The sequence below is a fragment of the Pantoea sp. UBA4549 genome (genome assembly GCF_002387285.1).
Lineage (GTDB): Bacteria > Pseudomonadota > Gammaproteobacteria > Enterobacterales > Enterobacteriaceae > Pantoea > Pantoea borealis.
In genome coordinates this window covers 500994-526861 of sequence record NZ_DGLH01000009.1, presented here as the reverse complement: position 1 = coordinate 526861, position 25868 = coordinate 500994, and the positions used below count along the sequence as shown (strand labels likewise).

The 25868-nt window shown below is 60.7% G+C and carries 19 protein-coding genes; 8 read left to right on the top strand and 11 right to left on the bottom strand.

The genetic code is table 11. The features are described from left to right. Positions 1-29 precede the first annotated feature (29 nt). The 3 genes from add to manA form a co-directional block, all read right to left on the bottom strand. Positions 30-1028 (bottom strand): adenosine deaminase, encoded by a 999-nt coding sequence (add, locus tag B3041_RS09135; protein ID WP_065649426.1) that lies wholly within the window; start codon positions 1026-1028, stop codon positions 30-32. A 154-nt stretch (positions 1029-1182) separates the two neighbouring features. After that, positions 1183-2682 (bottom strand): YdgA family protein, encoded by a 1500-nt coding sequence (locus B3041_RS09130; RefSeq protein ID WP_292971603.1) that lies wholly within the window; start codon positions 2680-2682, stop codon positions 1183-1185. 119 nt (positions 2683-2801) lie between these two features. Continuing rightward, positions 2802-3986 (bottom strand): mannose-6-phosphate isomerase, encoded by a 1185-nt coding sequence (gene manA, locus B3041_RS09125; protein ID WP_292971600.1) that lies wholly within the window; start codon positions 3984-3986, stop codon positions 2802-2804. Positions 3987-4165: 179 nt separating this feature from the next. On the opposite strand from manA, the gene fumC reads away from it, so the two are divergent. Beyond that, entirely contained in the window at positions 4166-5563 is a 1398-nt protein-coding gene (gene fumC / locus B3041_RS09120) for a class II fumarate hydratase (RefSeq protein WP_292971597.1), read from the top strand. 23 nt (positions 5564-5586) lie between these two features. Here the strand turns inward: fumC and tus are convergent, their stop codons facing one another. Beyond that, the gene (gene tus / locus B3041_RS09115; RefSeq protein WP_065649422.1) at positions 5587-6516 is read right to left on the bottom strand and encodes a DNA replication terminus site-binding protein; all 930 of its coding nucleotides are present in this window, start codon (positions 6514-6516) and stop codon (positions 5587-5589) included. Between the two features lie 201 nt (positions 6517-6717). Here tus and B3041_RS09110 point away from each other — a divergent pair, with 201 nt between their 5' ends. Then, complete coding sequence (locus B3041_RS09110; RefSeq protein ID WP_292971593.1) at positions 6718-7917, top strand: MFS transporter; 1200 nt, start codon at positions 6718-6720, stop codon at positions 7915-7917. Between the two features lie 159 nt (positions 7918-8076). Continuing rightward, positions 8077-8559: an RrF2 family transcriptional regulator gene (locus B3041_RS09105; RefSeq protein ID WP_065649420.1), complete on the top strand. Its 483-nt coding sequence runs from the start codon at positions 8077-8079 to the stop codon at positions 8557-8559. 86 nt (positions 8560-8645) lie between these two features. On the opposite strand, the gene B3041_RS09100 is transcribed toward B3041_RS09105, so the two are convergent. Beyond that, positions 8646-11798: an efflux RND transporter permease subunit gene (locus tag B3041_RS09100; protein WP_292971590.1), complete on the bottom strand. Its 3153-nt coding sequence runs from the start codon at positions 11796-11798 to the stop codon at positions 8646-8648. A gap of 15 nt (positions 11799-11813) precedes the next feature. Next, positions 11814-12968: an efflux RND transporter periplasmic adaptor subunit gene (locus tag B3041_RS09095; protein WP_292971587.1), complete on the bottom strand. Its 1155-nt coding sequence runs from the start codon at positions 12966-12968 to the stop codon at positions 11814-11816. A gap of 289 nt (positions 12969-13257) precedes the next feature. Between B3041_RS09095 and B3041_RS09090 the strand changes: the two genes are divergently transcribed. From B3041_RS09090 to B3041_RS09080, 3 genes are all read left to right on the top strand, one after another. Beyond that, a complete protein-coding gene (locus tag B3041_RS09090) occupies positions 13258-13605 on the top strand; it encodes a helix-turn-helix domain-containing protein (RefSeq protein WP_039384236.1) in 348 nt (115 codons plus the stop codon). Between the two features lie 88 nt (positions 13606-13693). Continuing rightward, positions 13694-14155 carry a ribonuclease domain-containing protein gene (locus tag B3041_RS09085; RefSeq protein ID WP_065649417.1) on the top strand — a complete coding sequence of 154 codons (462 nt, stop codon included), beginning with the start codon at positions 13694-13696 and terminating at the stop codon, positions 14153-14155. A gap of 2 nt (positions 14156-14157) precedes the next feature. Further along, positions 14158-14427 carry a barstar family protein gene (locus B3041_RS09080; RefSeq protein WP_412159110.1) on the top strand — a complete coding sequence of 90 codons (270 nt, stop codon included), beginning with the start codon at positions 14158-14160 and terminating at the stop codon, positions 14425-14427. Here the strand turns inward: B3041_RS09080 and B3041_RS09075 are convergent, their stop codons facing one another. The 4 genes from B3041_RS09075 to B3041_RS09060 form a co-directional block, all read right to left on the bottom strand. Then, on the bottom strand, positions 14428-16791 hold the full coding sequence (locus B3041_RS09075) for a virulence factor SrfC family protein (protein WP_292971577.1): 2364 nt from the start codon (positions 16789-16791) through the stop codon (positions 14428-14430). Beyond that, on the bottom strand, positions 16788-19733 hold the full coding sequence (locus B3041_RS09070) for a virulence factor SrfB (protein ID WP_292971574.1): 2946 nt from the start codon (positions 19731-19733) through the stop codon (positions 16788-16790). Before B3041_RS09070 ends, B3041_RS09075 begins: the two co-directional genes overlap by 4 nt. 2 nt (positions 19734-19735) lie before the next feature. Next, positions 19736-21073, bottom strand: coding sequence for an SrfA family protein (locus B3041_RS09065; RefSeq protein WP_292971571.1), 1338 nt, complete (start codon positions 21071-21073; stop codon positions 19736-19738). 150 nt (positions 21074-21223) lie between these two features. Next, positions 21224-22402, bottom strand: a complete 1179-nt coding sequence (locus B3041_RS09060) for a benzoate/H(+) symporter BenE family transporter (RefSeq protein WP_065649413.1) — start codon at positions 22400-22402, stop codon at positions 21224-21226. A gap of 95 nt (positions 22403-22497) precedes the next feature. Here B3041_RS09060 and B3041_RS09055 point away from each other — a divergent pair, with 95 nt between their 5' ends. Both B3041_RS09055 and B3041_RS09050 read left to right on the top strand, forming a co-directional pair. Then, positions 22498-23079, top strand: a complete 582-nt coding sequence (locus tag B3041_RS09055) for a helix-turn-helix domain-containing protein (RefSeq protein WP_065649412.1) — start codon at positions 22498-22500, stop codon at positions 23077-23079. Beyond that, positions 23060-23617, top strand: a complete 558-nt coding sequence (locus tag B3041_RS09050) for an isochorismatase family protein (RefSeq protein WP_065649411.1) — start codon at positions 23060-23062, stop codon at positions 23615-23617. Before B3041_RS09055 ends, B3041_RS09050 begins: the two co-directional genes overlap by 20 nt. Before the next feature lie 37 nt (positions 23618-23654). Here B3041_RS09050 and pqqU read toward each other — a convergent pair whose 3' ends face one another. Then, positions 23655-25763 carry a TonB-dependent receptor PqqU gene (gene pqqU, locus B3041_RS09045; protein WP_292971567.1) on the bottom strand — a complete coding sequence of 703 codons (2109 nt, stop codon included), beginning with the start codon at positions 25761-25763 and terminating at the stop codon, positions 23655-23657. Positions 25764-25868 lie beyond the last annotated feature (105 nt).

Below are 25868 nucleotides of genomic sequence, written 5' to 3'. Positions count from 1 at the left end.
GCGGCGCGTTATCTCTGGTGCTTAGCGCCTCAGCCTGCTACGCGCTGGCGCAGCGCCGCTTTCTCCGCTTCGCTCAGGAATGCAATCGCCACACCATTTTCCTGCGCCTGGCGGATCTCTGCCAGAGAGAGGCCTGCTGCAGGGGCCGCCACCTCATATTCATGCGCCAGTTCCACACCCTGAACCGCCGGGTCATCAGTATTCAGCGTGGCCAGAATACCGTGCTGCAGGAACGCTTTCAGCGGATGCTTCTCCAGCGAGGAGACGGTGCTGGTCTGGATGTTTGAGGTCAGGCAGGATTCGATGCCGATACGCTGCTCAGCCAGAAAATCCATCAGCGCCCGATCTTCAATCGCCTTAACGCCGTGACCGATACGCTCCGCGCCCAGTTCGCGAATGGCCTGCCAGATACTCTCCGGACCCGCCGCTTCGCCGGCATGCACGGTGATGCGAAAACCGGCGTCACGTGCCCGGTTGAAGTGGCTCAGAAACTCACTGCCCGGAAAGCCCAGCTCATCGCCCGCCAGATCCACGGCGGTGATACCGTCGCGATGTGCCAGTAATCCTTCCAGCTCGCGCAGGCACGCCTCTTCACCAAAGGTGCGGCTCATAATGCCAATCAGATTGACATCCACACCGTACTGCTTCACGCCCGCACGCACACCATCAATTACCGCTTCTGTTACGCCCGCTACCGGCAGATTATGGGTCATCGCCATATAGCCCGGAGAGAAGCGGAGTTCCGCATAGTGAATGCCTGCACGCGCTGCATCTTCGACGTTTTCCAGCGCAATGCGGCGACAGGCGTCGAGATCGCCCAGCACCTTAACGCCCCAGTCGAGCTTCTGCAGAAAACTCACCAGGTCGGGTTCGTTAGCGGTGACCTGCACGTGAGGACGCAGTGCTTCAAGAGAGCTGGCGGGCAGAGAGAGGTTAAACTGGCGGCCGAGATCGAGAATAGTTTGGGCGCGGATATTGCCATCAAGGTGGCGGTGAATATCGGTAAGAGGAAGCTGCTGGTCGATCATGGCGCACTCGCTTGTCAGGAATAAAGTGCAGAGCATTATAAAAATATCTTGCGCAACTGCGCCAGCGATTTGCGCAAAGCGGAGAACAGGTGGTGAATATTAGAGCGAAAAGGCGCCGCCTCTTCCCGCAGGATGAGGCGGCGTACCGCAGAGGTTACTGTGGCATGCCTTCACTGGTTGGCATTCCCAGCATATAGCGGGAGAGGAACTGCTCCAGCGACATCTTGTCACCGTTCATCGTTACCTGACCGTTCGCATACTGCAGACTGGTGACAATATTATTATCCTGCTGCTGCGTCAGACGGAACATCTGGCCCATCGCAGCCACGCCTTTAACCTGCTGATCGGCCAGCTTCTGCGCGTCATCTCCCTGATATCCTTCTGCCAGGCCAACATGACGCATCGTTTCTGTTGCCATTGGCATATTGATATTCAGTTTGCCATCCAGCGTTTTCAGCATGCGATTCACTGCTGCCCCCAGGCTCTGCGCCTCGCCGCTGACTGCCGCCGGATCGTTGAAGCCGATATTCAGGTTAAACGTGCTTTCACCTTTATCATTTTTCCAGCTCAGCGGCGCAATGCTCACCGCCGGCGCGCCTTTCAGCAGCAGCGGCAGGTTGTTGCGCAAAATAGTCTGCACGCTGGCCTGATAGCGAATCGGATCCTCAGCCACACCCGGCTGGCGCAGCAGATCCTGCATCTGGGCATTGTAAGTATCGGAGAAGGTTTTCACCGCCTGCGCATCAAACTGCGAAAACTTCATCGCCAGACGCGCTTCGCCAAAAGGCTGCTGCTGCAGGTTGATATTCCCCACTTTGTAATCAATGGTGCCGCCGATTTTGCCCTCTTTATTATCAAAAGAGGATTTACCGTCGATGTTCTGCAGCGTCATTCCCTGCTGCCCGTTGATGCTCGCTTCCAGTTTATCCAGCGTGATGTTCTGATCGCCCACGCGCACGCCTTCCGGGCTCAGGTGAGTATCACCGCCCAGTGCCAGACCATTCAGGGTGAACAGCACCGGCTGCTCCAGCTGATTTTTGCTGGTGACGGCGATGCTGGAAAACTCACCTTTCAGGCTGACTTTATCGCCTTTGCTGTCGGCGCTGACGTCAAGCTTACCGCCGTTGGTGGCCAGCCGGTCGCCGGTCTGTGCGTTGCTGTAATCCACTGGCAGCAGGGTCAGCGCCGTATCAGTAGCCCCGCTGTAACCAATACGCGTATCGGCTGCAACCAGTGATTTGCCGTCAGTCAGCGCGAACAGTTTTTTCACCGCGTCAGTATTGGCAAGCTCTGAGTGCACTGAGGCCATTGCCGGCAGAATATTGCCGCGCTTCAGTTGCGCAAAGGGGAAAGGGCCGTGATCGATGGTTTCATTCAGCACAATGGTCTGACCCGGCTTAAGCAGCGGATTATCCACCGTTTGCGAGCTCGCCTGAACAACCAGTTTCGTGCTGCTGCTGAACAGGCCGCGCTGATAATCCTGATAGCTCAGCGTCAGGCGGCTGTTGGGTGCCCAGGCGTTAATCTGGCTGTTGGCATGTTGCAGCATCTCATCCTTATGGCTCTCAATCTGCTTGCCGGTAAACCACGCTGCGCCGGTCCAAACCACACCGAGCGCGACAATCACACCTGCTGCAACCTGAGTCTTTTTCATCGCTGAGTCATCCTTATCCTTGCGTTCGCGCCCCGTCAGGGTAACGCGCCGGGTGAAGAAAAACGCCCGCAGGCGTTTAAAGTAATCGTCTGAAAGGATAGCAGTTAACCGGCGCAGCGTCAGCCGTCTGCAGTGAGCGCGCAGAAGACGCGGGCCAGACGTCCGCTGCCTGAGGCTGCAATCGGTGCTTCGCGGGCGGCAACAAAACAGGATTCGCCTGGCTGCAGGATAAGCTGGCTATCCGCGCTGGCAAGCCGTGCTTCACCCTCAATACAGAACAGCAGGGCGACGCCGGCCGGTGCCAGCGGCTGCGCCACGGCGGAAAGCAAGTGAATGGCAAAAGCAAAATCATCCACCGGCACCGGGAAATGCAGCGCCTGCGCATCGCGCTCAGGCTGCAGCCGCAGCGTACCGGCCGCGCGGGCGGTAAAGTTCAGGTTAGCCAGCAGCTCCGGCATATCGATAAATTTTGGCGTCAGGCCGGCACGCAGCACATTATCTGAATTTGCCATAACTTCCAGTGCAGTGCCCTGCAGGTAAGCGTGTGGCGTTCCGGCAGAGAGAAACATCGCTTCGCCGGGCTGCAGCAGCAGCTGGTTAAGCAGCAGTGGTGCAAACAGACCGTTATCGTCCGGGTAATCAGCCGCCAGCTGCCGTACAGTCAGCCACGGCTCCGCATCCCGTGACGCTGCCACTGAGCACAGGATCGCCAGCGCACGCCTTTTTTCATCCCCCTGCAGCGAGAACAGCGTGGCAAACAGGCGGGCAAGGGCATCTGGCGTGGCCTGCTCAATAAAGTGTCCAATCTGCGGATGCGCGCCCGCTACCGCGCTCAGCAGCGACACCATTTCAGGCCGCTCGCGGAAACCGTTCAGCGCCTGGAAAGGCGTAAGCGCATAGAGCAGCTCTGGTTTATGGCTGGCATCTTTATAGCTGCGCTGCGGCGCATCCGGAGCAATACCGGCCGCGTTTTCACGGGCAAAACCGGCGGCAGCTGCGTGTTTGTCCGGATGCGCCTGCACGGAGAGCGCTTTCGCCGCGCAGAGCACCTTAAACAGAAACGGCAGTTCACCAAACCGGTCAGCGACGGCGCGGCCCAGCATTGCCACCGGATCGCGCGCGATCGCATCGCGCAGCGAGCGGGGCTGGCCCTCAGTAACCAGCGTTGACGGGCTTTTCGGGTGCGCGCCCATCCACAGTTCTGCCAGCGGCCGGCCCTGCGGATCGGCGATACCATACAGTGCCGTTAACGCCGTTGTGCTGCCCCAGTCGTAATACTGCAGTGAGTTATTCAATTTATGCATATTTTGCCCTCAGCTGAACAGTTATTGCCCAGTAAAGCAGAAAATGTCAGCAATTAGCGCGACCTGTGTGCAGGAAACGCGATGTGACCGCATACTGTTTTATTGATTCGGATCGCCAGCAGGGTGTTCAGACGTCCCATGCAGGTATCACTTCACTACTGAGTAAGGAGAAGAGGGCTATGGCAGCCAGTCGCACTGAAAAAGATTCAATGGGTCCCATCGATGTGCCGGCAGACAAACTCTGGGGCGCACAGACGCAACGCTCGCTGGAGCATTTTCGTATTTCAACTGAGAAAATGCCGGTTGAGCTGGTCCGGGCTCTGGCGCAGACCAAGCGGGCAGCGGCGGAGGTGAACCGCGATCTGCAGCTGCTGCCGGACGATCGCGCGGCAGCGATTATTCGCGCGGCGGATGAGGTACTGGCCAACCAGCACGCCGATCAGTTTCCGCTGGCGATCTGGCAGACCGGCTCCGGCACCCAGACCAACATGAATATGAATGAGGTACTGGCCAATCGCGCGAGCGAAATCCTCGGCGGTGAGCGCGGTATGGCGCGGCGGGTGCACCCTAATGATGATGTGAATAAAAGCCAGAGCTCTAACGATGTCTTTCCCACCGCTATGCATGTGGCGGCCGTCACGGTACTGCGCGAGCAGCTTATTCCGCAGCTGGAGGTGCTCAAAACCACACTGGCCCGCAAAGCGGATGCCTTCAGCGATATTGTGAAAATTGGCCGTACGCACCTGCAGGATGCCACGCCGCTGACGCTGGGGCAGGAGATCTCCGGCTGGGTGGCCATGCTGGAGCATAGCCTGAAGCACGTTGAAAACAGCATTCCTCATCTGTCTGAGCTGGCGCTGGGCGGCACCGCCGTGGGCACCGGCCTGAACACGCATCCTGAATACGCCGTCCGCGTGGCGCAGGCGCTGGCCGCGCTGACCGGTCAGCCATTTGTTACCGCGCCCAACAAATTTGAAGCGCTGGCAACCTGCGATGCGCTGGTGCATGCGCACGGCGCGCTGAAAGGTCTGGCAGCGTCGCTGATGAAAATTGCCAACGACGTCCGCTGGCTCTCTTCCGGTCCGCGCTGCGGCATTGGTGAAATCAGCATCCCGGAAAATGAGCCGGGCAGCTCGATTATGCCGGGTAAAGTGAATCCGACGCAGTGTGAAGCGATGACCATGCTCTGCTGCCAGGTCATGGGCAACGATGTGGCGATCAATATGGGCGGCGCGTCCGGCAACTTTGAGCTGAACGTATTCCGTCCTATGGTGATTCATAACTTCCTGCAATCGGTACGGCTGCTGGCCGACGGCATGGACAGCTTTAATCATCACTGTGCAACAGGCATTGAGCCGGTGCGGGAGCGCATCGATCAGCTGCTTAATGAGTCTCTGATGCTGGTAACCGCGCTGAATACGCACATTGGCTATGACAAAGCGGCTGAGATTGCCAAAAAAGCCCATAAAGAGGGCCTGACGCTTAAAGCGGCCGCGCTGCAGCTCGGTTATCTGGATGAGGCGCAGTTCGATGCCTGGGTGCGCCCGGAAGAGATGGTTGGCAGCATGAAAGCGTAATCCCGCAGGGGGCGGCCGCGCCGTCAGGCGAGGCGGTCGCTCCAGAGGTGCAGACGCGGGATGATCAGATGCAGCGGCTGCGCCAGCGGTTTATAGCGATGGGCGATGTTCTCTGCGTCGTAATTCAGCAGTTCGCCCAGTACCGGCACCTGCGTTTTGTCACGACACAGTACCAGCAGCGGAGAAGGGCAGGCCAGCTGCGTCTGTTTCTTCTCGCTGGCGCGCCAGACGCGTGCAATAGGCTGCACTTTGACCGGCCGTTTGATTTTCAGCTTTGCGCTCGCCGGCAGCGATCGCACCAGCTCCAGCTCCAGCTGAACTTTTTCTGCCCACTGCTCGCGCGTCCAGGGCGCCTGAGCGCGATTTGCTTTCAGGCTGCGCTCCAGCTGCTCAATAACGGCTTCCCGCGTCAGATTTTTAATGATGTTTTTATTGGCCCAGCCAAAGCGCAGCGTATCCGGCGCATGAAGCAGGGGCACGCTGCGATAGGCATTCAGCGTAATCAGTCCGCGCAGATGCTGATGCACAAATTCAAAGCGCGCTTCGCTCGGTAAACCGGACTCCACGGTTATCAGCTGCTCCAGCCGCTGCTTGAGCGCGTTGATCTCGCTGACCTGCAGGGTAATCTGTTCAGCAGCATGTTCGTCTGCCTCAATACAGAGCGCACCGGGCAGTCGTACGGCCGCTTTAGTACTGAGCTTTTCTGACTGATGCTGCATAAACAGCCGGCAGTAGTGGGTGAGCGCCATCTCGCGTGCGCTTTTTCCCAGATGCTGGGTAACCGTTATTTTATCAATCTCGTCATGTTCATGACCTTTTTCAATTGCCGGCAGGCTAAATACGCGAGCCACCAGCAGCGGCTGCTGCTCAATGCTGGCGCGCAGCGCGCCGAGGCGCTGTTCCAGCGTATTGACGCACTCATGTAAATCAGCGACTAAATCGTAGCGAGCCATTATGTTCTCCTTTGTTACAACATCCTTAATGTACCTGTGTGCACGTTGCTGGCAAGAGGCTATTTTAGTTACAGCATACTTATTAATTTTATATAGAGCCTGACAGAAGCCCCGGAGTGGTTAGCGGCTTAACAGAAAAGAGCGTTCAGCCTGAAGAATATCCATGCTATAACAACGCTTTATCTTATATGGGGCCACCCTGTGCGCTATCATGCAAAACCCGCTATTCCGGCAATTATCACGCTGGGTGCGGTCCAGATCCTTTCATGGGGCGGGTCGTTCTACCTGATGGCTGTGATGGCCGCTCCGATTATCGCTGAAACCGGCTGGCCCCGGCAGTGGGTCTATGGCGCACTGTCGCTCGGTATTCTGGTCTCGGGTTTGCTGGCGCCGCTTAGCGGCCGGCTGATTGCCCGTGGATACGGACCGGCACTGCTGGCAGGCGGCGGTATCGTGATGGCTGCAGGCCTGGTGCTCATGGGGCTGAGCTACCGGCCCGGCTGGTTTTTTGCTGCATGGCTGCTGATAGGCACAGGGATGGCCATGAGCCTTTACGATGCGCTGTTTGCGACACTCGGCACGCTGTATGGCGGACAGGCGCGCAGCGCTATTACCGGGGTGACACTGATTTCGGGATTATGTACCACGCTGGTATGGCCGGGAACGGCATGGCTGATTGCGCTCGCCGGCTGGCGTGACGCCTGTTTCATTATTGCTGCGCTGCTCACGCTGCTGGTATTCCCCGCCTATCGCTATGCGCTGCCGCCGCCGGTGATGCAAACAGAGAGCAGGGGAGGTGAGACCGGCGCCGCCTCTGATGCCCTGCAGAACGCCCCCTCATCACAACTTTTCTGGCTGCTGTGCGCCATTTTCACCCTCGCTTCGGTTATTATGACCGCCATCTCGGTTCAGCTTATTACGCTGCTTCAGTCAGGCGGTTATTCACTGAGCGCGGCGCTGGCGCTCAGTGCCATTCTCGGTCCCTGTCAGATCGGCTCGCGGCTTCTGGATGTCCTGTTTAAGCGTAGTCACCCCATATGGACTGCTTTGTTCTCTGTGGGACTGGTCGCAGCGGGGCTAATGCTGCTGGCGCTGTTTCCGGCCATGGCGCTGGTTGCGATGATGCTGTATGGCGCCGGGAACGGCTTGCGGGCCATCGTACGCGGTACATTACCGCTGGTTGTGGTCAAACCAGAGCATTATGCCGTGGTCACCGGTCGTATGGCGCGGCCGGCGCTGATAGGGCAGGCGCTGACGCCGCTGGCGGGCGGCTGGCTGTTTGCCCATGCCGGCGCTGATATCACGCTCTGGGTGCTGTGCGGGCTGGCAGGCGTAAATGTATTGCTGGTCATGCTGCTTAAGCAGCAGTTACCGGCGCAGGCGTCGTCCGTGCAAAACTAAGCAGCTTGTGCGCAAACCGCCTTGCAGATGGGGAATCCGTGCCCTGTAAGGCCGGGGTTGCTTCTAAAAAGCAACAGTGTTTGTTATATTTATTGCTCATTGTTCACTCATTGACGCGCTATAAAAACAAAAAGATAAGCCGCAACTCAGGATATTGAAATGTTAGATTATCGCTTCCCGACAGCTCTGCAGATGGTTTTAAGTGTCGCGATGGCGGAGCAACTGGGAAAACGCTCGACCAGCGCAATTCTGGCGTACGGTCTGGAGGCGAATCCCAGTTTTATTCGTAAACTGATGGTTCCGCTGACGCGCGATGGCATTATTGTTTCGACGCTGGGTCGTACCGGCTCAATTCATCTGGGCCGGCCCGCAGCGGAGATCACGCTACGCGATATCTATACGTCAGTGATTGAAGACAAAAAACTGTGGGCGTCGCGACCGGATGTTGCACCGCGTTGTCTGGTCAGCGCCAACCTCTGCTGGTATTTCAAATCGATTGCTCAGGAGGCGGAAGAGGCGTCGCTGAAAGTGCTGGAGACGCGTACCGTGGCGGATGCGCTGAACGAACTGAAAAGTAACGATACCAGCAATTGTGAGCCGCTGCCGGATGTTGAACCCGCCGGACTCTGCCAGAAACCCTGATAACACCGGTGCGTCATACGCAGCCGGAACGTCAATAGCATATAAAAAAGCCCGGCTGCAGCCGGGCTTTTGCATGTATAACGTTGTTATGCTGACGTTGCGCTTTCTGCAGGGGCGCGTCGTGTCACCAGCTTGCGCAGCGTGACGTAAAACACCGGCGTCAGGAACAGGCCAAACAGGGTAACGCCAAGCATGCCGGCAAACACGGTAATACCGGTCACGCCGCGCACTTCCGCGCCAGCGCCTTCGCCGAGAATCAGCGGAATCGTACCGGCGATAAACGCAATTGAGGTCATCACAATCGGCCGCAGACGCAGACGACAGGCTTCCAGTGCGGCGGCCGTAATGCTTTTACCCTGCATCTCCAGCTCACGGGCAAACTCCACAATCAGAATGGCGTTTTTGCACGCCAGCCCCATCAGCACCACCAGCCCGACCTGCACAAACACGTTGTTATCACCGCCGGTCAGCCAGACGCCCGCCAGCGCTGAAAGCATGGTTACCGGCACAATCAGGATCACCGCCAGCGGCAGCGTCCAGCTCTCATAAAGCGCTGCCAGCACCAGAAATGCCAGCAGGACTGCAACCGGGAAAACGATAAATGCGCTGTTGCCCTGGGTTGCCTGCTGATAACTCAGGTCAGTCCATTCGATATTCATGCCGTTGGGCAACATCTGTTCTGACATGGTTTCCAGCTGCGCCATCGCCTGAGCGGAAGAGAGCACGCGCGGATCGGCATCGCCAATCAGATCCGCAGCGGGATAGCCGTTGTAGCGGATCACCGGATCGGGCCCGTAGGTGGTGGTGACATGCACCATGCTGCCGATGGGCACCATTTCGCCCCGGTCATTACGGGTACGCAGCGAGGTAATATCTTCAACGCTGTCCCGGAAATCCCCGTCTGCCTGCGCCATCACGCGCCAGGTACGGCCAAATTTGTTGAAATCGTTAACGTAGGCCGAACCCAGATAAACCTGCAGCGTGGTGAAGAGATCGGGCAACGCCACGCCCTGCGCGCGGGCTTTATCGCGATCGACCTGCACATCAAGCTGCGGGACGTTGGCCTGATAGGAGGAGATCGGAAACATCATGCCCGGCGTCTGCATCACGGCACCGGAGAGAGTATTAATAGCCTCCTGCAGTGCGCCATAGCCGAGACCGCCGCGATCCTGCACATAAAGCGAGTAACCTGACCCCTGGCCCAGACCCAGGATCGGCGGGGGCATAATCGAAAAGCCAAAACCCTGCTGAATTTTCGCGATTTTGGCATTCAGCTCAGCATTGATTTCTGCCGCGCTGCGCGTGCGTTCGCTGAAGGGTTTCAGGCCAAAGAATACCGTGCCGGCATTCGGCGTATTGGTAAACTGCAGCGCGTTCAGTCCAGGAAACGCAACCGCATAGGCGACGCCGTCAGTATGCATGCCAATCTCGCTCATCTCGCGGATCACCGCATCGGTGCGCGCCAGCGAAGCCCCCTCCGGCATTTTTACGCCGCCGATCAGATAAAGTTTATCCTGTGTGGGAATAAACCCGCCTGGCACGCTGTGGAACATAAAGCCTGCACCGGCAAGCAGCAGCAGATAGACCGCAAACACCGCGCCGCGCCGGCGCAGCGTGCTGCCGACCAGGGATTCATAGCCCGTTGCGCTGCGCTGGAAGAAACGGTTAAACGGACGGAACAGCCAGCCAAACAGACGGTCAATCAGCCGGCCGGGCAGATCTTTCGGCGCGTGATGGCCTTTCAGCAGCTTGGCCGCCAGCGCCGGCGAGAGCGTCAGCGAGTTAATGGCGGAGATCACCGTCGAGATGGCGATGGTCACGGCAAACTGCTTATAGAACTGCCCGGTCACGCCGGAGAGAAACGCCATCGGCACAAACACTGCGCAGAGCACCAGCGCGATGGCGATAATCGGCCCTGATACTTCGCGCATCGCCTGGTGTGCGGCAGCCACCGGCGTCAGACCCTGTTCGATATTGCGCTCAACGTTCTCCACTACCACGATGGCGTCATCCACCACAATGCCGATAGCCAGCACCAGCCCGAAGAGGCTGAGGGTATTGAGTGAGAAACCCAGCAGCCAGAGCACGCTAAAGGTACCGACCACGGACACCGGTACCGCCAGCAGCGGAATAATGGAGGCGCGCCAGGTCTGGAGAAACAGGATCACAACCAGCACAACCAGCACAATCGCCTCAAACAGCGTCTGCACCACGGCGTGGATAGAGTCGCGGACAAACACCGTAGGATCATAAGGCGCTGCCCACTGCACATCCTCCGGGAAACGGGTTGCCAGCTCGTTCATCTTTGCCCGCACCGCGTCGGAGAGATCAATTGCGTTTGCCCCCGGCGCCTGGAAAATACCGATGCCGACCGCATCCTTGTTATTCAGCTGCGAACGCAGGGCGTAGCTGCCGGAGCCCATTTCAATGCGCGCCACGTCGCGCAGCCGCACCAGAGAACCGTCAGCCGTGCTTTTCAGGATGATAGCGCCAAACTGCTCCTCGCTCTCCAGCCGCCCCTGGGTGTTGATAGAGAGCAGGAAATCGCTGGCTTTGCGGGTGGGTTCCGCGCCGAGCTGGCCGGCGGAGACCTGCACATTCTGTTCGCGCATGGCGGTAATCACCTCTGCGGCCGTCATGCCGCGCGCGGCGACTTTGCCGGGATCGAGCCAGACGCGCATCGCATATTCGCCGGCGCCGAAGATCTGAATCTGGCCGACGCCGGGCAGGCGTGCCAGCTCATCTTTTACCTTCAGGGTGGCGTAGTTGCGCAGGTAGAGCGAATCATACTTGCCGTGGGGTGAAAAAAGATGCACAACCAGCGTCAGCGTGGGCGACATTTTCTGGGTGGTCAGCCCCAGCTGGCGCACCGCTTCCGGCAGGCGTGCTTCAGCCTGCGCCACGCGGTTCTGCACCTGAACCTGCGCCTGGTCGGGATCGGTGCCGGGGCGGAAAGTCACGGTGGTGACCAGTACGCCATCGGAGCCGGCCACCGACTTCATATACATCATATTTTCAACGCCGTTGATCGCCTCTTCCAGCGGCGTGGCGACAGAATCCGCGATCGCTTTTGGGTTAGCGCCGGGATATTCGGCACGCACCTGTACGCTGGGCGGCACCACATCCGGGTATTCGCTGATCGGCAGCAGCGGAATGGCAATTAACCCGGTGGCAAAAATCAGTATCGACAGCACCGCCGCGAAAATGGGCCGATCGATGAAAAAGCGAGAGAAATCCATAGAATAGGGTCTCGGTTAAGGGGCGGGGCGCATTGCGACTGACTGAGCCTGTACCGGCATGCCGGGCATAAAGACTTTTTGCAGGCCGTTAACGATCACGCGATCGCCAGGCTGCAGACCCTGCTGAACAATACGCAGTCCGCCGGAGAGATCGCCGGGCCGGATATCCCGCCGCTGCGCTTTTCCTTCTGCGTCAACAATGTAGACATAACGGCGATCCTGATCGGTAAGAATTGCCTTGTCATCAATCAGCAGCGCGGTGAAATCAGCGCGACCCGGCAGCCGGACGCGGGCAAACAGCCCCGGCGTCAGCTCGCGCTGTGAATTATCAAGCCGTGCGCGCATGCGGATGGTGCCGGTACTGGCAGTGAGCTGGTTATCCAGAAAATCTACCGTGCCTTGATGCGGGTAGCCGTGCTCGCCGGTCAGGGCAACCTGCAGCGGCAGGGCGCCGCGCTGTTCGCCCTGGCGTGCCAGCTGCTGATAGTGCAGGAAGGTCGCTTCGTCGACATCAAACCAGACGTACATCCGATCCTGAGAAACCAGCGTGGTCAGCACGCTGGCGCTGTCGCCTGCGGTGACCAGATTACCGGCGGTGATCAGCGCGCGGCTGGCACGGCCATCAATCGGAGCGGTCACGCGGGTAAAACTCAGGTTGAGGCGGGCCATATCAACCGCCGCCTGCGCGGCCAGCACGCTCGCCTGCGCCTGCTGCGTAGCGGAACGGCGCTGCTGCCAGATCTCGCGGGACACCACCTGGCTGTTAACCAGCTTATCGGTACGATCCGATTCACTGCGCGCCAGCGCCGCCTGCGTGCGTGCACCGGCGAGCTGCGCCTCAGCCTGCGCCAGTGCGGCACGGTAGCTGCGGTCATCAATGGTAAACAGCACCTGACCTTTTTTAACTTCATCGCCTTCGCGATAGTTTACCTGGTCAATATAGCCGGAGACGCGCGGGCGCAGCTGAACGCTTTCAACCGCTTCGATCCGGCCATTAAAGGTATCCCACTCGCTGACCTGCTGCCGGATCACCTGTGCGGCACTTACCTCCGGCGGTGGCGGCGGGGCGTTTTGCGCCACGCCGCGATCGCAGCCCGCCAGCAGACTTGCCAGCAGCGCCGCGCCAGCCAGGCCAATAGCCTGACGAACCCTGTTATTTTTTTTGGGCATTATTGTTATTCCACGTTAATGAAGAACGAAAGACGACGTAAAAATATGCAACTTTGTCGATTGCATTAATCGGGAGGAGTGTAGGTCTCAGCGAAGTGCATCTGCAAGAATATCTGATACACTTTATGTGCGGTCTGGCGGGGGCCTCAGCGCAGACAGAAAAACCCTGCTGTGAGTGCGGCATTTAATGTAATAATAAAACTTGCATTAAGTGCGATAGTCAGTCACCCTTAAAGTGTAACTGCAACTGATACTGATACTGTTCGTAACGGCGACGGGAGAGAATGGGATGATGAGCGACGCGTTTATGCACGATCTGATTGACTGGATCGATAACAATATCGAAGCACGGCTGGATCTGGATACCGTGGCTGACCGGGCGGGCTACTCTAAGTGGCACCTGCAGCGTATGTTTAAAGAGCACACCGGTTATCCGCTGGGTGAGTATATCCGGGCCAAAAAGCTGAAAAAATCAGCGGACCGGCTGACCACGACCAATGAGCCTATCCTGAACGTAGCGATTTCGCTGGGGTTTGATTCACAGCAGTCATTTAACCGCAGCTTTAAGCGCCAGTATGGCGTAGCGCCTGGCGCGTGGCGTCGTCACGCTTCACATGCACCCGGTGCCATGCAGTAAGTTTTCCGCCAGGGCCAGCCACGCTGGCCCGCGTCAATTTCCCGCCTGAATCTGCTATGCTGACCTCCTTTTTTTCAGGAACGTCGCTATGGCAACATTACGCTGGATCGGCCTGCTGCTGATCGTTATTTTTTGCTGGACCGGGCTGCGGCCACACTTCAGCGCTCCCCCTGCCAGTCCCACGACGGGCCACTCCACGCCTTCCTCCTCTGCCACCATTGATGCACTGACGCAGGCCGAACGCGTTGCGGACTGGCTGGTGCAGCATCAGCGTCTGCCTGATTTTTACCTGACCAAAGCGGCCGCGCGCCGTCAGGGCTGGGTACCGGATAAAGGCAATCTGTGCGAGGTTCTGCCGGGGCACGCCATCGGCGGTGACCGCTTCAGCAATCGTGAACAGCAGCTGCCGCGCCAGGCAGGACGGCAGTGGTATGAGGCGGACGTCAATTACCGCTGCGGGCGGCGCGGCGCTGACCGTCTGATCTACTCATCCGACGGACTGATCTATCTCACCCGCGATCACTATCGCAGTTTCAGTAAGGTGCACTGAACGTGCTGACTATGCATATCGATTTCGCCACGCTGCGCGATCGCGCAGCGTTTTATCAGGCGCTGAATGCGCAGAGCGGTGCGCCCGCAGCCGCGGGCACCAACCTGGATGCGCTGTGGGACTGGCTGACCGGCGGCATGGCGCTGCCGGCTACGCTCTGTCTGTTGCATGCAGAGCAGGCTGCACAGCAGGCGGAGTTTGCGCCGGTGCTGGCGCTGCTGGAGGAGGCGGCGCAGCTGCTGGATGGCGAGCTGCGTCTGGTCTGGCGCTGATCAGGCGTGCAGCGGCAGCAGCAGCACCGACAGCGTCTGCCGCGCGCCGGAGGGCAGATCGCTGCCGCCCGTGTAGCCGTTATTCTCCACAATCAGCTGGTTAAGTCCGACCAGCCAGTCATAGATATAGAACGCCGTATGGTTAGCGGGCGCAGCCGTCAGGCGCGTCAGGCGCTGGCCTGGCGAGAAGCTGACGCTTGGCGCAGGCGGGCGGGAAAAAATCGTCTGGCCACGATTCACGCGACTCTCAGGCCGCTCGCTCTCCGGGCGCTGTAAAAAACCGAGCCAGGCGACAAAATCACCCAGCACCGTCATGGCGCGTGAAACCTGACGATCGGTGCGTGCTTCATGGGTGCTGCTGTCCGGCTCATTCAGCGCCGCCTGCAGCCTTGTCAGCAGCTTAAGACGGAAACTGGCCACAATCAGCTCCTCGGTCAGCAGCTCCATAGCGGGTTTGTCGACGTTCAGCAGCGTCAGCAGACTGCGGTTCTCGGGCAGCTGGCGCAGATGCGCCAGCCACAGCGTCAGGACCTGCTGCGGGAACTGCTGATCGCTGCGGACGCTGGTATGCTGCGGTTCGCCGGCGGGCGCGGGCTCGTCGCTGAACAGATCAAATTCAAAGCCAATACCGAAATAACTTTGCTCTGCAGCGGGTTTGCCGCTGTGCGCCGTTACCGCGCCGCTGCTCTGACTCAGCCAGAGCTGGCGCACGGCATCGCGCGACGGCTGCAGCCGCTCCAGCAGCTCGCCGTGCAGACCCGTGCGGTGCTGCAGACATTTCAGCAGGGTATCGGCGATGGTCTGTTTACGCAGCGCCTGCTCGGGCGAGGCGCTGGCTTCTGTCCACGGCTGTAGCCGGGCCGCAACTTTCTGCTGCAGCGCCCCGGTCTGCAGCGCCAGACGGTCGCGACGCGCCTCGGGCTGCATCTCTTCCTGCAGCCAGCTGCTCATGCGATCGACGCCGGCGCGATCCTGCGCCAGCATGGAACCCCAGCTCTGACCCGGCTGGCCGATCTGACGCTGTACCGCCTCGTCGACATTGATTTGCTGCGCCTGATAGCGCGCGTCATAAGGGGTTATGGCCCAGATCAGGCGCGGCTTCTCACTGCCGCCTGTGACGCTCTGCTGCATCTGCCATTCACGCAGCGCGCTGGCCGCGGGATTCGCATCGTGCCGCTGGCTGGCGGCGGTACAGATCAGCATCAGGTCAATACCCTGGCGCGTGGCGTAAAAACCGGGCAGCAGGGCGCGCTTCTGCTCCAGCAGTTGCGCACGCAGCGGGTTGCGCAGACGCAGTTGCGCCTGCTCCTCCTGCAGCTGGCGATCGGGGAGCGTACCGGGAGCAGGCAGATCCAGCATATCCGCCTCATCATAGAGCGCCTGACGCGGCGTGGAGCTCAGCGGTATGGTCAGCTCCAGCGTCAGCAGCGCCAGTTCACCAAGCGCGACCCGCTGTGGCTTACCGCTGCGGTTGGCCACGACCGGGCACACCTCAATCATCTCCTGCAGATCGGCGTCGTGACTGATGAGCTTTTCGGCTGGCAGCTGCGCATCATCCACCAGCAGCGAAAGCGGAGCCAGCACGCGTGGCGCGTGGCGCAGCTGCTGAAGCAGGTGCAGCAGCGGACGCAGCGTGTCGCTAAGGGCAGGCTGATTGGGCCAGAGCAGGGCATAAAGCTGCACGCGGTCATCGACGTTCAGCCAGGGTGCCAGCTCGGCCGCCTGGGGCCAGAAATGGCGATCCAGCGCTTCCGCGTGACGATGATGACGGCGGCTCCACCCCCACAGGGTGATGAGCGCGTCACTCTCTGCGCCAGGCTGTGGCTCGCTCTGCCGGTGACGCTGCAGGCGCTGCAGCGTGGTCTCAATGACGCGGGTATCCGCGGCATCACTGTCAATGCGGGCGCTGGCGAGCAGCAGGCGGATCAGCTCCGCTTCATTCAGCAGCGTCAGTTCTACCGGCCACGCGCCGGAGGGCGCTTCGCGCTGGTGACTGAAGCGCGTGGCCGCAGCGAAATCGAGATTGCCGGGATTGATATGCTGAAAATAGTTGAGCACTTTGTCGCTGAGCCGGGTCATCAGCTGACCCTGCGCGTCGCCCACCATTTCACTCAGCAGCCAGGCTTTACCCGCCTGTGACTGACCAAACAGCGCCAGCGTAACCGGGCGCGCCAGCTGCAGCGCCAGCGCGTGGCTCTCAGCGCGCGCGCGGCGCAGCTGCAGGCGCAGCGTATCGGCTTCCAGCGCAAGACGCGGCGAATGCGGCTGATGGGTATCGATCCAGCCGAGCGCGCTGTCCAGCGTTTCCCGCAGCAGGCTCAGGCGCTTAGCCGGGGTGGCGGTGGTTTTTCTGGTGGTTCTCATCGTTTACAGACGCTCCCGCTGTCGATCCAGTATTGCGCGTTGGCATTGCCGCTGCCGGAAAGGGTATTGAGTTTCAGGCTCAGCTGCTCCGGCGGCACCCGCGTGCCATCATCCAGCCGCGCGTCGCTGAGGATCAGCCGCTCCGGCCCGTTATTGTCCGGTCCCGGCTGTACCGCCAGCTTGATACGCAGCACGCTTTCACCCGCGACTTTGCGCGCCAGCTGCGGGTCGGTGATGCTCAGGCTATAGAGCGGCGACGCCGGCCAGCGGTCGTTCTCCAGCTGACGAAAACCCAGACAGACGTTGCCGCGAATGCGAAAGCTGCTTTTGCGATCCAGTGCAAAACTGCTGCTATCGAGATCGATATCGCTGTAACAGAGATTATCATCGGTGAGCGTCGCATTTTCATCCAGTACGCCAAGATAGCGAATGGTGGAATAGGGCTCAAAATCACCGGCGCGGAACCAGAAGCTGCTGAGACGCAGATCGAGCGCCAGCAGGCAGAGCATCGCGCCCACCGCCGCGGTTGATTTCGGATTATCGATGCGGCCCTGTTTATTAAACGGATACCAGTCGCTGGTGTGATACCCCTCCAGCGACAGAATACGACTGCCCGGCAGCGGCTGCAGATGACGCACCAGCGCCTGAATGCCGGGGAAACGCGACGGCCGGCCGGTAAGCAGCAGCACATCACACTGATAGAGTGACACCACTTCGCACATGGCGCGCAGCGCCGGAATGATAGCCATACGGTGCTGCAGAAATTCGCCGTGCAGCTGCGCCATACTGACAACCAGCGGCACCTGCAGCAGATCAAACCGGCTGTCGCTGCCCAGCGTGCGCTGAATTTCGCCATTGACGAACGCCAGCACCGGGCCTGCCGGCTGCTGCGGCACCAGTTCGCCAAACAGCGCGTTGATTTCGCTGTGGCTGTCGAGCGGATCCCAGTTTTCATACCGCTCCAGCACCGCCTGCGCCAGCGGGATAAACAGCTGCAGCGTGACCTGCTGGCGCAGCGTCGCCTGTCCATCCATCCGGCTGTCGTGGCCAAACAGTTTCTGCATCAGCGGTTCGGGCAGGATGACGCCTGCTTTCTGCAGGCTCTGCTGCAGCGCCGGCAGGATCCAGAGCTGGATCACATCCAGCAGAATGTCATCGCCGGCAACCTTAAAGCCTTCGCGAAACAGCAGGCGCGGCGTAATTTTCACATTATTGCCCTGGCCATCATCCAGCCGGTACTGGGTAATCGCGAGGTCGGTGGTGCCGCCGCCGATATCGATCGAGGCGATGCGCAGGCTTTTGCCCGGCAGTTCATCGCTCTCACGCGGGCGATCGGGGCGCGCCATACTGCTAAAGAAATCTTCTGCGCGTCCGGCAAAATTCACCTGCGTTTCATTGAACAGCCACACCATCTGGCCGCAGGTGGCTTCGTCCCACTCCATCTGCACATCCGGCAGCGGGCGCGGCGCGGGCGCGGCGGCATGCCAGCCCTCTGCCTGCCATACCAGGGCGATCGCTTCCTGCATGCGGCGGCGGAAAATTTCCCGCTCCGGCTTTGGCATGGCAGAAGGCAGCGTCAGGATCACATGCCGCAGCTGGCGCGGCGCCTGGCTCTGCGGCATGCGCTGGCGCTGTGCGACGCTGTTCATCTGCATCATCGCCTGCGCCAGCAGCTCGCAAAGCATAAAGGTCATCAGCGCGCTGCGGCTGTAGCTGGCAGAAAACACCGGCAGGCGATCCTCTTCCGGCAGCGACTGCAGCGGCTCTCCCTCATCGTTGATCAGCAGCGTAAAGGGCAGCGCAATAGCCTGCGCCTCTTCGCTCTGACCGCCCGCGTTAAAGCGCCAGCCTGGCTGATAGCGCGCCTCATCCCACAGATAGCGACGCGGGCTGGAGATACCGGTGCTGCCTTCCGTGCCGGCGCGCTGCAGCGCCAGACGACTCGCCTCGCGCCCCACGCGGGTCAGCGAGGGCCACATAAATGCGTTATCGCGTCCGCTCTGCAGTGAGAAACTCGCTTTACCAAAGCGCGCCTCAGCGAACTCCAGCCGGCTGTCGAACAGCTCATTATAAACGCGGTGCGGCTGTGATAAATCGCGCAGCTGCATCTCATAGGTCTGACGCAGACCGTTGCTCTCTTCCGGGTGATCTTCCACCAGAATGCCGCAGGTATGCGAGTTGCCGACGTCGAGAATGATATCGACATTCACCGCCGGGGTTTGCAGCGACACCGCCTGAATAGCGATCTCGGCCAGATCGAGCTGCTCACCCAGCAGCTCCAGCAGATTGAGGTAGTGCGCCTGATACTCAAATTCACGCAGCGCCTGCGTCAGTGCCAGCTCCCCGCGTGACTCCAGCGCGATCGCCTGCTGCACAAAAGTTTCACGCAGCCAGCCATCAACCCAGGTAAGGTCGAGGAACTCGCCCAGCTCATAGTTGTGCCACGCCAGTGCAAAACTCACGCCGTTCTGCGCATCGGCCGCGCTCAGTCCGAGCTGTTCACCACCTTCAGCGTCCGGCACCAGTCGGGTGTCAAAAGCCAGGGTAATACGGTGCGTATGGCCAGCCGCATCCGGCTCGCTGAGCGGCGCGAGGCAGACGCGCGCCCAGTTGTCGGGGCCGCCGATAAAGCGACGGCCGCTGGTGCAGCGCAGTACCGGCAGCGGCAGCCACTGGTTAGCCAGCAGGGCAAGGGAGTCGGCGAGGGCGACATCCGATTCCGGGCGCACCACTTCAGCCGCGCCTCCCTCTTCCGGGTAGAGCAGGAATTTACCGTTATTGCCGTCCACGTGCAGACGCAGCAGCGGGCCATTAGCGGTCTGGCGCACAAACTGGCGCCGTGCCTGTGCAGAGGGCAGACGCAGGCCAAAGTCGAGAAACTGTACGCCGCTCGCTTCAATCAGCGTGATTTTCTGTTTGTCATCAATCAGAGGAGCCAACATGGTTACTTACTCTCACGCTTAATCGTCAACGGAAAGGCCTGTTCGGCCCCATACTGTGCATTACAGCTGGCAATGCCGTCGCCCGCTTTACATATCAGCTCCGGCATACGATAGCGCGACTTATCGCTGCAGCTGGCCGTATAGCGGCTGCGCACCACCATGGTTCCGGCGCTGGTCATCGCGGCGGTGATGTCAGCTTTACAGCGAATATTATCGCCCTGGCTGATCCAGGCGGTGCCTTTGCCGTTGCGGATTTTATAACGCAGGCTGGGTGGTTTGCCGGTGGGCAGGTTGGTCTGGCGCAGCGTCACGCGCCAGGTGCCGTCGATAAATTTCACCGATCCGAGGCGGGCATCGTCCGTGGTCATGATCAGGTCGTCCGCCTTTGCCGCTTCAGTATGTTCCGCCACAATCTCAGGCGGAGCGGCGTTCGCCGGTGCTGGTGCCGGTATGGCCGCAGCGGCGTGCTGTGGCAGCGTCGCGGAGAGCGTCGCGGCTTTGACCAGCACGCCGGGCAGAACCGGTGCGCTAACCGGCGCAGGGGCTACGGCTGCAGTCAGGTCAGCCGCGGGCGCAGGCGTTTCGCTGCGCTGCATCCACAGCGTTACCCCGGCTGCCACCGCTGCAGCCGGCAGCAGCAGGGCGAGCGGACGCAGCCGTGACGGGCGGCGGGCCGGGACAGCCGCTGCCGGTTCTGCCGCCGGCGGTGCTTCAGGCGATACCGGCTCAGACGCCGCAACGGCTTCAGGTTCAGGTTTAGTGTCGGGCTCGGGCTCAGGCTCAGCAACCGGTTCAGCCGCCGGCGGCGGCGTGACGGGCAGTTCAGGTTCCGCGACCAGCGCCGGCAGCGTCAGCTCCAGCGTGTCGCGCAGGCAGGCAAGCGCGTCATCGCGCGTGCGCGCCTGCGGATCAACAAAGCCCCAGAAGGTGATCACCGGTTTAGCGTCAACCAGATAGACATATTGCTGATCGGGAAACTGAAAGCTTTTGCTCAGCAGCGCACCAAACAGGCGCAGCGCCGGCTTGTCCGCCGCGCGCGCGCGTTCGCTCAGCGCCTGCAGCGCCTGCTGATACTGCGTCAGCAGCTCCAGCGCCCGGCGGCGCTCGCTGTCGCTGGCGGCGAGCCAGGATTTGACTTTACCCGCGTGCGGGGCGTACCAGTCAAGGCGATCGCCGCTGTCGCTGGCTTGCGGAATAGCGAGACAGCTGGCGAGCGCATCCTGACGACGCAGCCGCAGCGTTTCGCGAATTTGCAGCGCGGAGATCCACACCGGCTGGCCGCTCTCACCCAGAGCCAGTACCGAATCCAGCTTGCCGCTGCGCAGAAAAGTTTTTGCCACTCGTTGGCCCTTATCGATGGAGGTCACGTGCAAAATATCGTGTATTAATGGCGTAAAAGTGATCTTAAGCCAAATACGGAAAATCAAAGGCGCGAAAAGAGGGGGTAAACGGGCTGTTTTTCCCCGGCTCCTGTACAAAGTGGTTACTAATTAACCGTGGCGACGGGCGGTCAGCAGGAGATGGGCCAGCACGCCGCCCGCCATGCCCCAGAAGGCGGAGCCGATACCGGCCAGGGAGATACCGCTGGCGGTGATCATCACGGTGATGATGGCGCTGTCGCGCTGGTCCGGCTCCTGCAGCGCGCGCTGCAAACTGCCGGCGAGGGTAGTGAGCAGCGCAAGCCCCGCCAGCGTCGCAATCAGTACGGCGGGCAGCGCGCCGAGCAGCGCCGCAATCAGCGCGCCGCACAGCCCGGCCAGCAGGTAGAACCCCCCGGCACAGACGGCGGCGATCCAGCGACGCGCCGGATCCGGGTCAGCTTCATCGCTCATACAGATAGCCGCTGAGATCGCGCCCACGCAGACCGAAAAGCCGCCAAACGGCGAGCAGAGCAGCGCGATGGCACCGGTCCAGCTGGTCAGCATCGAGACCGGCGGCTGATAGCCGTGCGCCTGCAGCGTGGCAATACCGGGCGCATTCTGCGAGGCCATGGTAATGAGAAAACAGGGCAGCGCCACGCCGGTCAGGGCGGCAAGCGTAAAGTGCGGCATCACAAATGCCGGCAGGGTGAAGCTGAAGGCGTCCGGCGGCAGGGTCACGCTCTGCTGAAGCAGCGTCACGCCTGTCCCGGCGCTCAGCGCCAGAATGATGGCGTAGCGCGGCAGCCAGCGGCGACAGAGCAGCCAGACCAGGCACATGGTGCCGCACAGTGCGGCGTTGCCCTCCAGACCGGTAAACGTGCCGATACCGTAGCGCAGTAAAATGCCCGCCAGCATCGCTGCCGCGAGCGAGGGCGGAATAAAGCGCATCAGCCGGGCAAACACCCCGGTCACGCCGCTCAGCAGGATCAGCAGGTTAACCGCCACAAACACGCCCGTGACCTCATTCAGACTCAGCCCCTCCACGCTGGTCGCCAGCAGCGCTGCGCCCGGCGTTGACCAGGCCGCAATCACCGGCAGGCGGGTACGCAGCGACAGCGTCAGCGTGGCCACCCCCATCGCCAGCCCCAGCATGGTAAACCAGCCGCCGATCTGCGCCGGTGTGGCTCCCGCCGCCTGTGCCGCCTGCCAGATAATGGCGGCGCTGCTGCTGTAGCCGACCAGAACGGCGACAAATCCTGCGACCAGCAGCGGAATAAACGGGAGAGAGCGGGTGTCGGCCGGATGCATAGAAAACGTCCTGTTGTGCGTTATAACGCACATTGTGGCACGCGTGTCCCGCTGCGACAAGTGATACACTGGAGGGTACGCTTTCAGGAGACGATATGGATAATCTGCAACACGAGTTAGGCCAGACGCTGAAGCAGCTGCGTCAGGAGCGCGGCTGGAGCCTGACGCTGGCGGCCGCCCGTACCGGCGTCAGTAAAGCGATGCTGGGACAGATTGAGCGCGGTGAATCGAGCCCTACGGTGGCTACGCTGTGGAAGATCGTGACCGGCTTTAACGTGCCTTTCTCCCGCTTTATCCACGGCAGCGTGCCCCATTCAGCCAGCACCACGGTATTCAGCGAGGCCAGCGCGCAGATGCAGGTCCGCCCGCTGCTGCCGTTTGATACCCGGGTGGGTGTTGATCTGCTTGAGGTAACGCTCGCCGGCGGCGCCCGGAGCCACTCCTCTGCCCATGAGGCAGGGGTCATTGAACAGGTGGTGGTGCTGGAGGGCGAGCTGCTGCTGGGTCTGGAGCAGGGCGCGCAGCGGCTGCGGGCGGGCGAGGCGTATCAGTTTGCCGCCGATAAACCGCACAGTTACTGCAATCCGCTCGCCACGCCGCTGCGTTTCCACAGTCTGATACACTATCTCTCTGCTAACGAATTTATGAGGAGTCCCCATGGCACTAACCACGCTTGATGCACACACCGCCCTGATCGTCATTGACCTGCAGCACGGCATTGTCCGTCTGCCGGTGGCACCGCTGAGCGCTGACGACGTGATTGCGCGCGCCAGCGAACTGGTCACCGCATTTCACGCGCGCCATCTGCCGGTCGTACGGGTTAACGTCGCGGGCGGTGCGCCGGGGCGCAATGAGATGCCGCGCCACGACGGTGAACTGCCCGCTGACTGGGCAGATCTGGTGCCGGAGATGCAGCCGGAAACGGATGATATCTGCATTACGAAAAAAACCTGGGGTGCATTTCATCAGACCGATCTGCACGCTCAGCTGCAGCAGCGCGGCGTCACGCAGGTCGTGGTGTGCGGCATTGCTACCAGTATTGGCGTGGAGTCGACCGCGCGCGAGGCGTATGCGCTCGGCTATAACGTGACGCTGGCCACCGACGCCATGACCTGCCTTGATGCGCACACGCATGAAAACAGCGTCGCGCGCATTTTCCCGCGGCTGGGTGAAACCGGCAGCACCGCGGAGGTGCTGGCGCTGCTGGCGCAGTAAGGCCTGCCGGTGCCTGATTGGGTCAGGCACCGGACGGTCAGTTAAAGGCGTAGCTCACGTTAAGGCCGGCGCTGTAGTTACGACCCGGCGCCGGTTCGTAGTAGCGGCCGTTACTTTCGTTCACAATCACCGAACCAATATAGTGGCGATCCAGCAGGTTATCCACGCGGCCAAACAGATCCAGCGTCCAGTTGCTGATCTGCCACTTGTAACCGCTGTTCAGGCCCGCCAGCGTGTAAGCGGGCGCCCGCACGCTGTTCTCGTCATTGGCCGCAATATCGCTCAGATACCGCACATCGGCGCCGGCGTAAAAGCCCTGTTCCGGCGCATACGCCACGCCCGCATAGGCCATGTTACGCGCAATCCCCGGAATACGATGGCCGCGACAGCTCTCGTCACCGCAGGCGTTAGTGCGGTAACGGGCGTCTAGCAGCGTCCATGCCGCTTTCAGCTGCCAGTCATAGCCAATCTGCTGGTCGAACGCCAGCTCCAGGCCGCGGCGGCGCGTCTCACCGGCGTTTTTATAGGTTGAGCGTCCTTCATAGCTGCCGGCTGAAACAATCTCATTGCGGGTGTCAGTCTGAAACAGCGCGGCGCTGAGCAGGCCGTTGCCGAGGCGCTTTTTCGTGCCGAGTTCCAGCGTCTCGCTGGTGGCGGGCTGCAGACCCAGGTTCAGGCCGCTGGTGCCGCGGGTGCGGTAAGAAAGCTCATTCAGCGTGGGGGTCTCGAAGCCGCGGCCGGCGGAGAGGTAAGCGTTCCAGCCCGGATCGATAGCGTAATTCAGCGCGGCGGCCGGCAGCCAGCGATGATAGCGACGGCTGCCGCTGTCGTCCGGATCGCTGGCGGTAACGTAGCGATCGTCCGAGGTAAAGTTCACCGTGCTGAAGCGCACGCCCGCATCCAGCGACCACGCGTCCGTCAGCTGCCAGGCGCTCTGCAGATAGGGATCGAGGTTCCAGATCCGGTTGCGTTCATCACGGCGCCGCTCACCCTGCACGCCCAGCGTGCCGTCCGGGGTAAAGTTGCGGTAGCCCTTGCGTTTTTCCGTCATGGTCTCGTAGTCGAGACCGCCGGTCAGCGTCACCGGCACGCTGAACAACGCGTCGCGATGGGTCCAGCGCGTATCGATGCCCTGATAGTGGCGCGTCAGCGCAATCACGCCGCCGGGATGGCCGGCTCTGTTCTGCGCCACAACCGGAATGGACTGATACTGCGTGGTTTCACGCTCGCCGGCCCAGAGCATCAGACTCAGATCGTCATGCTCGCCCATTTCGCGCTGATAGCGCACGCCCGCCTGGGTCTGATCCACGCTTTTACGGGCGTTATAGAGAGAGACGTTGCTGGCGACCTGACGCGGATTATCGCGCCACTGCGCGGCCGTCAGGCCGCCCGGATCCTGCGCCTCCAGATGCACGCTGTTAAACAGCAGCGTCAGGGTGCTCACCTCATCAATGCGCACGCCGAGCTTTGCGTTACCGAGATTTTTCTGTGCGGCGCTGTGGTCGCGATAACCGTGGGTGGTAAACCGCGAGGCGGAAAGGGTGTAGCTGACATCGCCCGGCTGCGTGCCGTCGCCCGTTGCGCCGCTGGCTTTTACACTGTTGCGCCAGCTGCCAAAGCTGCCGTACCAGCTGCCCGCCTCCAGTACGGGAGGCTGTTCACCGCTGGCGGTTTCAACGTTAATCACGCCGCCTGATGCATTGCCATACAGCGCCGAGAAAGGGCCGCGCAGGACGTCAACGTGCGCCACCGAGCCGATATCGATATTGGATGTCTGCCCCTGGCCGTCGGGCATGGTGGCGGGAATACCGTCGACGTAAAGGCGCACACCGCGTACGCCAAACGTTGAGCGCGAGCCAAAGCCGCGTACAGAGAGCTGCAGATCCTGGGCGTAGTTCTGCCGGTTGAGTATCTGCAGGCCAGGCACGCCGGCAAGATTCTCCGACAGGTTGACGCGCGGGGCGGCATGGCGCATAGCTTCGCCGCTGACAACGCTTACCGCAGCGGGCGTATCGAGTTCAGAGAGGCCGCTGGCCGCGGGTGCCGCGCTGACCACCAGCGTACGCTCCGCGTTATCTGCGGCGAGCAGCGGCAGGGGCAGCAGCGCCGGCAGCAGCAGTGCCCGGCGCAGTAAAGCAATATTCATAATCAAAACCGTCAGAAAAAGAGAGAAATCAGAAAAGCTCAGTGAGCGGTATGTTACCGGTTATGTCATTTGATTGAAAAGCGTAAAAAACCGTGCGGATCGTGG